This is a genomic window from Halomarina litorea (genome assembly GCF_024227715.1).
Classification (GTDB): Archaea; Halobacteriota; Halobacteria; order Halobacteriales; family Haloarculaceae; genus Halomarina; species Halomarina litorea.
In genome coordinates this window covers 64050-75810 of the sequence record NZ_CP100451.1, presented here as the reverse complement: position 1 = coordinate 75810, position 11761 = coordinate 64050, and the positions used below count along the sequence as shown (strand labels likewise).

The 11761-nt window shown below is 62.1% G+C and carries 10 protein-coding genes; 5 read left to right on the top strand and 5 right to left on the bottom strand.

Annotated features, from left to right (window positions below):
• The first annotated feature begins 469 nt into the window (after window positions 1-469).
• The gene (locus NKG96_RS19910; protein ID WP_254538829.1) at window positions 470-1045 is read left to right on the top strand and encodes a methyltransferase family protein; all 576 of its coding nucleotides are present in this window, start codon (window positions 470-472) and stop codon (window positions 1043-1045) included.
• Between the two features lie 274 nt (window positions 1046-1319).
• Here the strand turns inward: NKG96_RS19910 and NKG96_RS19905 are convergent, their stop codons facing one another.
• Complete coding sequence (locus NKG96_RS19905) at window positions 1320-3188, bottom strand: PEX28-32 family peroxisomal membrane protein (protein WP_254538828.1); 1869 nt, start codon at window positions 3186-3188, stop codon at window positions 1320-1322.
• A 450-nt stretch (window positions 3189-3638) separates the two neighbouring features.
• Here NKG96_RS19905 and NKG96_RS19900 point away from each other — a divergent pair, with 450 nt between their 5' ends.
• The 3 genes from NKG96_RS19900 (at window position 3639) to NKG96_RS19890 (ending at window position 4954) form a co-directional block, all read left to right on the top strand.
• On the top strand, window positions 3639-4214 hold the full coding sequence (locus tag NKG96_RS19900; protein ID WP_254538827.1) for a plastocyanin/azurin family copper-binding protein: 576 nt from the start codon (window positions 3639-3641) through the stop codon (window positions 4212-4214).
• 84 nt (window positions 4215-4298) lie between these two features.
• On the top strand, window positions 4299-4676 hold the full coding sequence (locus NKG96_RS19895) for a winged helix-turn-helix domain-containing protein (RefSeq protein WP_254538826.1): 378 nt from the start codon (window positions 4299-4301) through the stop codon (window positions 4674-4676).
• Window positions 4673-4954, top strand: a complete 282-nt coding sequence (locus tag NKG96_RS19890) for a DUF7521 family protein (RefSeq protein ID WP_254538825.1) — start codon at window positions 4673-4675, stop codon at window positions 4952-4954. The genes NKG96_RS19895 and NKG96_RS19890 overlap by 4 nt, the downstream gene beginning before the upstream one ends.
• 209 nt (window positions 4955-5163) lie before the next feature.
• Here NKG96_RS19890 and NKG96_RS19885 read toward each other — a convergent pair whose 3' ends face one another.
• The 3 genes from NKG96_RS19885 to NKG96_RS19875 are packed head-to-tail and all read right to left on the bottom strand — an operon-like array spanning window position 5164 to window position 9057.
• The gene (locus NKG96_RS19885) at window positions 5164-6108 is read right to left on the bottom strand and encodes a cation diffusion facilitator family transporter (RefSeq protein WP_254538824.1); all 945 of its coding nucleotides are present in this window, start codon (window positions 6106-6108) and stop codon (window positions 5164-5166) included.
• Window positions 6105-6395: a DUF7996 family protein gene (locus NKG96_RS19880; RefSeq protein WP_254538823.1), complete on the bottom strand. Its 291-nt coding sequence runs from the start codon at window positions 6393-6395 to the stop codon at window positions 6105-6107. The genes NKG96_RS19885 and NKG96_RS19880 overlap by 4 nt, the downstream gene beginning before the upstream one ends.
• A gap of 22 nt (window positions 6396-6417) precedes the next feature.
• Window positions 6418-9057, bottom strand: a complete 2640-nt coding sequence (locus NKG96_RS19875) for a heavy metal translocating P-type ATPase (protein ID WP_254538822.1) — start codon at window positions 9055-9057, stop codon at window positions 6418-6420.
• A gap of 167 nt (window positions 9058-9224) precedes the next feature.
• Between NKG96_RS19875 and NKG96_RS19870 the strand changes: the two genes are divergently transcribed.
• Window positions 9225-10271 carry a DUF7350 domain-containing protein gene (locus tag NKG96_RS19870; RefSeq protein WP_254538838.1) on the top strand — a complete coding sequence of 349 codons (1047 nt, stop codon included), beginning with the start codon at window positions 9225-9227 and terminating at the stop codon, window positions 10269-10271.
• Window positions 10272-10293: 22 nt separating this feature from the next.
• Here NKG96_RS19870 and NKG96_RS19865 read toward each other — a convergent pair whose 3' ends face one another.
• The gene (locus NKG96_RS19865; RefSeq protein ID WP_254538821.1) at window positions 10294-11709 is read right to left on the bottom strand and encodes a hypothetical protein; all 1416 of its coding nucleotides are present in this window, start codon (window positions 11707-11709) and stop codon (window positions 10294-10296) included.
• Window positions 11710-11761: the final 52 nt, after the last annotated feature.

The window sequence follows — 11761 nt, the reverse complement described above, 5'->3', positions numbered from 1 at the left end:
ATGCTGCGGACGTCCGGCGAGTCGTCCGGCAGTCACACCGCCGAGGATCCCAGTTGCAGCGAGCAGCCCGAGACTTCGGACAGGGTGGGATGCCAGTGGCTGAACGAACGAGAGGGCGAGGAGATAGACGACTTGGACGAACGTACCGTAGGCAAGCGCCTGCCAGTCGAGTGCGTTCTCAGCACTCTTCGACGGAGCGGCACTATCGTCAGCCCCCATACGATTTCCTAGACGAGATAGCCGTCCTTCAGCCGTTCGGATGGATACACTACCAATCGAATGACCGGTCGTTCGTCCGAACACCGATTCTCTCGATAGTGGGAATCTACTGGTGCGTCAGCTCTGCTCGTGGTCGCTCTCTCTCTCTGTACGGTGATATAGGACTTTCCAGTATGCCCAGTTCACTCACTCGGGATGCCGGTTCCTGTTTCGTCCTGCACTATTTGCTCCTTCAGTGAGAAAGGTGTGCATGATCGAGTGGATAGTCAGTACTCACGCGCTTCAGACAGTGGCAACGACAGGGATAGGGATCGCCGCTTGCGCGCTCTTAGCCGCAGCAATGGTCATCAGTATCCGTGCTCCGAACCACCGACTGTGGCCACCAGGCGACCACGACTGGCGGTTCGGGCTGTATCTCATACTGAGTGGCGTTGTGACAGTCACGCTCGGTGCGACTGCTTATCTCGATTGGCGGCACCTGTCGACAGTCCCGTCCCTACTGTTGCCCGTCGGTGAGTTCATCGCAGGATTGGGTCTGCTCGTTACCGTGGCGAGCATGACCGACCTCGGCGTCCGTGAGACCAGTGGACTCCCCGGCGAATTTCGAACGGACGGGTTCTATCAGTACTCGCGTAACCCACAGATCGTCGGACTCCTGTTCACTGTTGGCGGCCTCGCAGTTACGGGGAACTCGCTACTCGGTGCTGCGATGTGTATCACGGCGGCTGTATGGTTGGTACTGATGCCGTTCGCAGAGGAGCCATGGCTCCGCGACCACTATGGCGACGAGTATGAGCAATATCGCGAGGCAGTTCCGCGGTCTTGAACCGCCCCAGTCGCCCGCTTCGTTGGACACCTCACGTCGGACTGAGGTGAGGCACTCATAGGGACTTTGATCGCGCCTGGTTGCCTTCGGAGTGCTCATCTGGATTCTATCGGCGGGACGCTAACACGCTGATGAGGTTTCGTGGGTCGATTGATCCCGCCTCACGAGCATCGCCACCGACGTTACGCTGGTTGCCGGTACGATTTGCCCGGCGCATGGAATATCTACCGACTGAGGGGCTCCAATGCCTTTGGTCGACTGAGACGGTGGTTCTTCAGCGCCGTGCGGTTGTGTTCACCGCGGTTGGGGTACGAACGCCCGAGTCGACGTAGTACTTGGTGAATCCCTCGTTGGTCTGGACGCGGTTGACGCCAAACGACGTGCCGACGGTCGCGAACATCGATCGATCGTACCTGAGCTGGTCTTTCGCGTAGATCTGTTGCTGGTAGGCCTGCTCGGTCACGACGAAGTAGTAGGACGTCCCGTTCGTGTAGGTCGTCAAATTCCCCGCGGCCATGTATCGTGGCGGAAGCTGGTCGATCGTCTGTACGTCCGTCCGGAGCGCGTCGCCATACCGGTAGGGAACGGCTCCGACGCTCGTGTAAGCGACATCCTCTCCTCCCTGATCGAAGGCCATCCGATAGCCGCTCATCGACTGGTCGCTGACGTGCCCGTTGCGTTTGTAGATGTACGGCGAGGGGAACATGACGGCGACCGAGAGCACTAACGCGATACAGACCGTGACGACGGCGACCGGCCGCAGCCAGTCTCCGACGTTCACTCCCGTTCCGTCGCTCATCGACGTCGCGTAGCGGTACAGCGCATGGAGCGCGAGCGCCCCGAGGAACGTCACGAACACCATCGCGAAACCGACGTGCCGGAAGAAGTACTTCGAGACGTCGCCGACGAAGTACAGCAGGAAGTACGGCACGAGCGCGATGCCGCCGTAGCCGACGTAGGCGATGGCCGTGTTGCGGTCCTCGCGGGCGCTGCTCAGCACCCCGGCGAGCAGCGCCAGCACGAGGCCGGCCGCTAGCAGGCCGTAGGCCGCGTGGACGGCGAACAATTTTCCAAACAATTCGACGAGGCTCGTCCCAACGCCGGTCGCCGACTCCTGGCGGTTGGCGACGACTTTCGCGGCCGGGGCGTCCCCGACGACGAACCCGATGGCCGCGCCGACGAGCCGTCCGAACATACTGTAGACGACCTCGTAGCGGAGCGTCCACAGCCCGAAGAACGCCGAGATGCCGACCAGCGGGAAGAGTACCGACCGCGACCTCGCGAACCGTGACTCGCCCGGCAGGTACGGTGCCAATCGCTGGAGGGCGACGATAGCGGCGAAGAAGGCGAGGACGTTCACGGCCACCTGTGGGTGCAGCAAGTCGAGTGCGATTCCGCTGACGATCAGGAGGAGCCCCGTCGCCGACGTGGCGTTCCGCCAGCCGGTCAGCCGCGGCTCCGCGGCGAGGTACTTGAGCAGCAGGAACAGGACGACCGGGAAGAAGAACGTCGTCAACGAGTAGGTGTGGAAGTCGAGGAACGTCGAGACGTTCGTGATGGGAAGCAAGAAACACGCCGAAAACGCCGCGATCGAAACTGCCGCCTGATCGTCGGTGATGGCCCGGACAGTCACCGGGACGAAGACGAGGAAGATGGCGGTGAACAGGCCGATGACGAGCGTCAGGGCACGACCCAAAGCGATGCCGGTCAGCGCATGGATCGTCGCTGTGGTCACGTGCGCACCCGGGTAGACGATTTCGAGGACGCTCATCCCCCCGGTCGCGATACCGCGGGTCCAGCCGAGATGGGTCAGCGAGTCCGCCAGCCCGTAGGAGTGATAGCTTCGAATGAACGGCAACAGCGCGATACCGGCAGTTGTCCCGACCGCGAGCACGGACGCCCCCACTCTCGTCCGTCCTCGGGTCCCGTACGCCGCGACCAGTACCGCCGCGACGAACGCGACGCCAGCCCCGGCCCACGCAGCGACCGGCGTCGCTGCGTACAGCGAGAGTTCGTAGCCCCGTGCGGGGGTGATCCGGGCGACCCAGAGGAACGACGCCAACCCGAGGAACCCGGCGATCAGTCCGAGCTTCGTTCCCCGGTCTCGTCTACTCGGCGATCCGTACTGGTCGTTTTCGGACATTATCAGGACAGCGGCTGTGTCGTGTCCGAACTGGTGTCGAGGCGGCTCGACCCTCCCCCGTCGTCGGACGGGGACGGCGTGTTCCACCACAGAACGAGCGTACGAGCAGGGTCGACTGCACCGTCGCTGTCCATACGCCACCGACTCAGCCACGGGTTGTTAATCCGGCTGCTATTGATTCGGTTGTAGCTCACAAGTATTAGCAATTCATACGCACTGTCTTGTTATTCTCGCCCGAGCGCTGTTGGTTTCTCTCGTAGCTGTGCCGGCAGCAGCTCTTCCCCGGATTTCTCGCCACGATCGCCACGGATCGGGGCGCTCGATAATACAGGGGCGCAGATGTGTCAAATCATATCGTCGAAGTAGGGCCTAAGACGAAAGTAGCACTCGGATTCTCAACGCATAGGAATCCGCCGAACACATCTCCCGACGAGTCTCGTGGCTATCAGTATGAATCGACGGCAGGTTCTGGAGGCGGTCGGGACCGCTGCCACCGCGAGTCTCGTTGGACTCGCTGGCTGTAGCGACTCGAATCCAGGGACGGGCAACGGAACGAGTGAGACGAACGAAGGCAACGAGACAGCGGCCGATTCCGAGACAACAGCTACGAGCACTCCGACCGTACAGATGGTGACAGCGAGTGGAGCGTACTACTTCGATCCGATCGGGCTGTTCGTCGAACCGGGGACGACTGTCACGTGGCGGATCGAAAGCGGCAGTCACTCCTCGACGGCCTACAAAGACGGCAATGGTGGGGCTGCTGTCACGCGAATTCCATCGGGAGCCGCCGCGTGGGACAGTGGGATTCTCGGCGAGCAGGGAGCCACGTTCGAGCACACATTCGAGACACAGGGGACGTACGATTACTTCTGCACCCCGCACAAGTCACTGGAGATGGTCGGCCGACTCGTGGTCGGCGAACCCGGTGGCCCGGCAGAGGGGAGCATGCCGCCCGACGGTGAGGTGCCCGCGAGCCAGAGAATCGTCGACCAGAAGACGGTGTCCTACGAGGCGTTCTCCGAGTGAGTGGTTCATTACTCCCTCACTGGAGCACGTCGTGCTCAACCGACAATCAGGGAGCCTATTTCGACACGTCTCGAAGGAACGGCAATGGGGCATGATTCGGCGTCATCGACGGACTCGCCCTCGTTGCAGGAGGTCCTTGATGCGCTCGATGATGCCGACTGCCGGGCCATCCTCCGCCACACAGCCGAACCCATGACTGCAACCGAACTCATCGACGCCTGTGACATCCCGCAATCGACGCTGTATCGGAAACTCGACCTCCTCCGAACGGCATCGCTCGTCCACGAACAGGACGCGATCAAGCCGAACGGAGGCCGAGTGACTCGTTACGAGCGAGATTTCGATGACGTGACGATCTCGATGGAGGACGACGACACCTTCTCGGTCGCCGTCGAACGCCCGCCACGAGGCGCTGACGAGCGCCTCGCGGATATCTGGTCGAAGATGGGGGACGAGCTATGACGTGGGTCGGCCCGGCCATCGTCGCCGTCAAGACCGTCATCCTCCTGTTGGGGGCGGCCATTACGTACATCGCGTACAAGGCATACCGGCAGACTGAATCACCGTCTATCCGGCTTCTCGGCATCGGATTTACCATCATCACACTGGGGGCACTCCTCGCGGGCATCGCCGATCAGGTGCTCTCGGTTTCACTCGAAGTCGGTGTCCTCCTCAACAGTATCCTCGTCGCACTCGGATTCGTGACGATCCTCTACTCGCTGTACCTCGAACGAGGATGACTGCGACTCAGATACACTATCGAAACGAGTTGACTCGCCCTCTCGTCCGACCCAGTTGCTAAGTGCGTATCGTGTTGCCGTACAGCTGAATCTCCTCGATGGGCAGCGAGTAGCGGTCGGGGTTCCACGACCGGCCCGAACCGCGATGAGGTCATCCCTGGTTGGGTCGAGGGGCTCAAACATCTCGCTGGCTGGGGTGACGTGAACGGTCAGTGCTGGTCGGTCGCTGCGGATTGTACGACGTCGGACGCGGTGGCGTCGAGACACTCGACGGTCGCGTGGTCGACGTCCCACTCGGCGAGGCGTTCGTGGACTGCCTGTCGAACTGCCTGCTGGTCGGCGAGTGACTCACACTGGGTCGTAAGCCGAACCGTCGCGACTGTCAGTTGGCTACAGACCTGCCAGATGTGGAGGTCCTCGATGGCGTCGACGTTGTCGATGGTCTGTAGTTCCGATCGCACCTCGTTGCTCGGGACCGGACTTCGTTCGAGGAGAATTGCCGTGCTCTCTCTGAGCACCTTCCCGGCCGACCAGAGAACCAGCGCGCCGATGAGCACAGCTGCGATCGGGTCAGCGATCGGGAGGTCGAACTGCCAGACGGCGACCGTCGAGACGATAACTGCTACTGAGCCACCAGCGTCGCCCAGCAGGTGATAGAACGCCCCACGCTCGTTGAGACTCATCTCGCCCCCTTGCAGGATATACACCGAACCGACGTTGACGAGCAGGCCACCAATCGCGATGATCAACGTCAACACGGGGTCGATGTCGACCGGGTCGACGAACCGCTGGTAGGACTCCCAGAGGATGTACCCGACCATCGGAAGCAGGAGGGCGCCGTTGAGAAACGCCGCCGCCGGTTCGAGCCGATGGAGTCCGTAGGACCACTCATCCCCACCGTCGTATCGTTCGGCGGTGTAGCTCGCGGCGAACGCCATCACGTACGCGAGCATGTCGAACAGCATGTGTACCGCGTCGCTGATGAGCGCGACCGACCCGAACGCCAGCCCGCCGACCAACTCGACGACGAACCCGACGAAATTGATACCGGCGACGACTGCGAGGGTACGTGGCCCCTGTGAGGCCGCCCCAGCGTGGTCCGCGTGTTCGTCGGACTGTCCGTCGTAGTCGTGATCGTGGCCGTGGCCGCTCATTTGTCTACGTCTTCGTCGACGACTGTGTGCCGTTTCTCCGTGGCTTCCGTCTCGTCAATATCAGCGGTCCATGTCTGTGATTCACCCGTATCGCCGGTGAAATCGATAGGACGGAACCAGCCGTACCAGATCGCGATAACGGCACTGCCGTATCCGATCGCCCAAACGACGCTTCCGACACCGGAGTACCCGTACTGGACGAGGAAGAAATCGATAACACCGGGGACGACGATTCCCGTCAACGCAATCAGCAAGAACGCGCCACGTGACGTGAGTGATGATCTCATGGTGAATGACGAAAAGCCGGTGTTACGCTTCGTCGAGGGTCGGTTCGACGTTCGAGAGGCGCATCGCGTTGCCGGTGACGCCGACGGTCATGCCGGCGTCGCCGAAGAGGACGGCCGCCCAGATGGGTAGGCCGAAGGGCACGGCGACGGCGAGGGCCGCTTTGGCGCCCAGACTCGTCCAGACGTTCTGCCGGATGACGCGGTTCGCACTGTGCGAGAGGTCGTAGAGGTACGGCAGGCGTGAGAGGTCGTCGCCCATCAGCGCGATGTCCGCGGTTTCGAGGGCGGTGTCGGTCCCGGCCGCCCCCATCGCGATGCCGACGTCGGCGGTGGCAAGCGCGGGGGCGTCGTTGATGCCGTCGCCGACCATCGCCACCGTCCCGTATTTCTCCTGCAGTCCCTCCACGGCCTCGACCTTGTCCTCGGGAAGGAGTTCGGCGCGGAATTCGTCGACGCCGACATCCTCGGCGATGGCGCGGGCCGTCCGCTCGTTGTCGCCAGTAAGCATTACGACGTGCTCGACGCCGAGGTTGTGGAGGCGCTCGACCATTGCCCGCGCTTCGGGGCGGATCTCGTCTGCGACAGCGATGACCCCTTCCAGTTCTTCGTCGGTGCCGACGAGGACCACCGTCTTGCCCTCTGACTGGAGGCGCGGCACCGTTTCCTCCAGCAGGTCCATGCAGTCGTTGCGCTCACAGAGATCTCGGCTTTTGGCTGTCGGGACGCCGCCGTCAGTGGTCGCGTGGACGTGCGAGAGCTCGAAGTCCAGTTCCTCGAAGAGGCCGGGCTTGCCTGCGAAGTGCGGTGTCCCGTCAAGGTCCGCACGCACACCCTTCCCGGTGATGCTCTCGAAGTCGTCGATCTCCCGGCCAGCAACACCGCGGCTATCGGCCTGTGCCACGATGGCGTCGCCGATAGGGTGCTCCGACCGACTTTCGAGGCCGCGGGCACACCGCAGGACGTCCTCCTCCGTGTTGCCGTTGAGCGCGACGACGTCGGTGACGACGAGTTCGCCCTTCGTCAGCGTGCCCGTCTTGTCGAGCGCGATAGCGTCGACCTCTCCCATCGCCTCCAGATGGTCGCCGCCTTTGATGAGGACGCCGTTCTTCGCGGCACTGGTGATGCCCGAGACGACCGAGACGGGCGTCGAGATGACGAACGCACACGGACAGGCGAGGACGATGAGCGTCAGCCCGCGAACGAACCACGTCACCCAATTTGCGCCAAAAGCCAGTGGCGGGACGACCATCGCGGCCAGCGCGATGGCGACGACGATCGGTGTATAGTACTCTGCAAAGCGCTCGACGAACTGCTCGCGGTCGGTCTTGTTCGACTGTGCGTCCTCGACCATCGAGACGACGCGCGCGATGGTGTTGTCCCCTGCAGTAGACGTGACCTGTACTTCCAGATAGCCACCTTCGTTGATGGTGCCAGCGTACACCTCGTCGCCGACGGTCTTGTCGACGGGCACAGACTCGCCGGTAATCGGCGCCTGGTTGACTGCACTTTCGCCTTCCGTTACCTCACCGTCCATCGGGATCTTCTCTCCGGGGCGAACGACGACTACCTCGCCGACCTCGATATTTTCGACGGGAACGGAAATCTCCTCGTCCTCCCGGAGGACCGTCGCCTCGTCAGGCGAGAGGTCCATTAGCTCGCGCAGGGAGTTCCGGGTCTTGTCCATCGAGTAGCGTTCGAGCAACTCGGCGACGCTGAACAGGAACGCGAGGGTCGCCGCCTCGAAGTAAAGCGCCTCGCCGAACCCGAGGCTCGCGACGAGGGCGCCGACGATGGCCGCGCTCATCAGCAGGTCGATGTCGAGACTCAGATTTCGAGCTGAGTAGTAGCCGCTCCGGAGGATGGCCTGTCCGCCAAACGCGACAGCCAGAAGGAAGTGCGCGTCAGCGACCAGTATCTCACGTCCGATGACGGTCGCGAACACGACGTTCTGCCCAGTCAACAAGAACTCGAAGAGTAGACCCAGTGTGACGAACGCACCACTGATCCACGTCTTGATCGCTCGTTGGCTCCGCCAGACACTCTCACGCTGTGCAGCCTGACTAGCGTCCGGTTCTGCGTCAGTGTTCTCGACTGCGTATCCGGCCCCCTTGATGGCCTCGACGACCTGTTGGCGTGAGGTAGCCGCCTCGTCAAACGTGACGCGGACAGTCCCACTCGTCGGATGGGTCTCGAACTCGCTGACACCTGCGGTCGATTGCAATGCGTTCTCGACCTTGCTGGCACAGGACGCACAGTCCATGTCAGGGACTGAGAACTGCTCGCTTTGAGCGCCAGTCGTCGATTCGACGGTGTAACCGGCCTTCTCGACGCGCTCTCGGATCGCGTCGGTATTCGTCATCGCTCCGTCGAACTCGACGACCAGTTGACCACTCGTCACCTGCGGGTCGATTCGAGAGATACCGTCGAGTCGAGCGTTAGCCGACTCGACCTTGCTGGCACACGACGCGCAGTCCATCTCCGGAACGCTCAGTTCGAGCGTCTCGCCGTCGCCGTCGTCGGTGACAGAGCCAGTCGACGCTGATCCGTGGCCGTCATCGTGCCCATGATCGTGATCGTGAGCATGGTCGGGGGATCCGTCCTCACCGTTGGCTGCCTCCGCCTCGGAACGGTGATTGGTCGCCCCAGACGGCTCGTTTGTCATATCTCCCGATAGTCGTCGTCATCATATTAATCGGGCTGTTACGAGAGGGCATTTGAGCTAGAATGATTACTATCTTTTTCGGTACGAGTTAATAACATGTGCGGGTGGCAATGAGGGTGGCACCAGCAATCGGTAGGCGTTTTCCCGTGCAGTTCGGACTGCCACTAATGGATCGCCGTGACGTGCTTCGAGCTGGGGTCACGGGTATCGGCGCAGCCGTGGCCGGCTGTCTCGGTGGGTTCGAGCGCCAGTCCGCATGGCGGGACCCGCCACTCGTAGCGGACCGCCCACAGGCCGTGTACGTTCCTGCGATTACCGAGGGCATGGCACTCGCGGACCGACGAACGACTAACGAGTACGAAGTAGCGCTGACGTACTCCTACCCCCATCGGTTCTGGAACGTGCAAGGCGACACGCGGGAGAAAGTCATCGTCGACGCTGATGACTCGATTCACCTGATGGCCTCGATCTGGGACCGGGAGAGCGGACTCGTCGTTCCGTCGAGCGGCGTCTCCTTGGAGATCCTCCAGGGCGATATCCCCGTCTCCCAAGAGGTCATCTACCCGATGCTCTCCCAACAGATGGGATTCCACTATGGGGCGAACTTCACACTCGACGGGGAGGGCGAGTACCGGGCCCGTGTCAGCATCGGTGGCCTCTCGACAGCTCGGACCGGTGAGTTCGCGGACCGATTCAGCGAGCCACGGTCCGTCGAAATACCGTTTACCTTCGACACCGACGAACTCTACGACCTCTCGATTCGACGCTTGGGAGACCGACAGGGAACCCGGGACGCGATACCACCGATGGATATGGACGTTCCGGCTGGGACGGTTCCGAACGTCACTACCGGCTCGGTCGTCGGGTCGGGGACGAGCGGCGACGCGCAGTTCACCGCTCGGGTGTTCCAAGACGAAGCCCGGTTCGGGGAGCAGCCCTATCTGGCCGTTACAGCGCATACACCGTACAACCAGATCGTCCTCCCGATGATGCAGTTACAGGCAGGACTCCAGAACGAGTCCGGTGGCACCGACACGTACCCGCTCAAGCCGACGTTCGATCCGAAACTCGGCTATCACTACGGGGCGAATCTCGAGGAGGGAGTGACCGTCGACCGTCTCGAACTCGCGACCGAACTCCCGCCACAGGTTGCTCGCCACGACGGCTACGAGACGGCGTTCTTCGAGATGCCGACGGTCGCCATCGGCGGGTAAGCTGTCGCGTTCGGGCGTGCTGTTACAGGAATGCAGGAGACGTCGTCGGAAGCGAGATCAGCCAGAGACTGATTACGGTGTACCCGATCATGATAGCGATGAACGGATACTGGCTCCGGATCGCGACGAGTCGCGATGCGAACGTCCCGTAGGCCGCCGCGTGCGCGAGCCAGATCGCCAGCAGGTGCCCGGCGAGAATGAACGCGATGTTGAGCCCCCCGAACCACCCCGGGAGCGTCAGGACGACAGGATTTGCGGGCGGTGAGAGCGGCGACAGCAATACACCGAGCAGCGACGGACTCAGGGAGATGAAAAAGCCGAGGTAGTGCGCGAGGTGGTAGCCGGCGGCGATACCGAGTAGTGGTGGCGCGAACCGGATCGCGAGCGCCTTCCCCGTGAAGTACGTCTTGACGGTCTTTCGTGACGTGTTCGCCGCGAAGCGGTACGCACCGAGGAAACAAGCGTATCCGCCGACGAAGAGGGCAGCATAGATCAGAAGTGGGGGGAGACCCGTTGCTGCGAGCACCCGGACGACTGCCGCCCCCGATTCTGTCGTGACGAACCCGGTGAACGTGAGTTCCCACACGAGCGCGATGACGAAGGCGATGTCGTCGAACCCATCGACGAGTGTCGACCCCGGAAGGCGAAACCCGTGAGGACGGAGCGTCACTCCATTGTCGGTTCGTTTGAGGGGTGCGACGCTACCGTAGAACCGGAACATGACCGAAATCGGGTCCACCGTGTCGAACCATCGCTCGGTTCCGAAGCAGACGGCCCCCAAGATAGTGATCACGGAGTACCCGATGACCATCAGTGCGAGGTAGTCCGGACGGGTGCTGACAGGAGTCGTCGTCTCGATCCAGATGAGCAGGAGGAAGCCGACAGTCGCCGGCCATCGGCCGAACTGGTCGGGGTAGCGATAGTCGAGGGACGGAAGCACCGATGCGATCGACCGCCAAGGGTTCAGTAGAGGCCACGGGTTTCCGACGAGATACGAGACCATCGTCAGCCCTGCCCTGACGCCTGCGAACACGAGGATGACCGTACCGCTGACGGTCGGTATCTGTGGTCCGGTCAACCCGCTGACGATGATGTATCCCAGTACCAGAAGCCCGAGTAGTCGAGCGACGAGTGTTCCTCCTCGTCGGACCACTGTAGTGAGTTCGACGTCGAACTGTCGGTCGTGAATGTAGGCGATGAACCGCCGGTCGGTCACGAAACTCGCGAGTAACGCAGAGGCACCGATGGTCGCTCCTCCCGTACTCAGATACAACCACCGAGGGACCACCAGATCGTCGCCCGTCGCCGCGTTGTTCAGGCTGGCCGCCGCGTTGCTCGCCGTAACCGTCTCGACGAACAGGAGACCCACGATTCCGGCGATCGTACAGAGGACGAACCGACGAGAGAGTGCACGCAACGAAGCGCCGCGGGCAGTCATTAGATGACGTTCTCACGGGAAAGGATTGTAGCTATCGAATGCTGACCGTGAC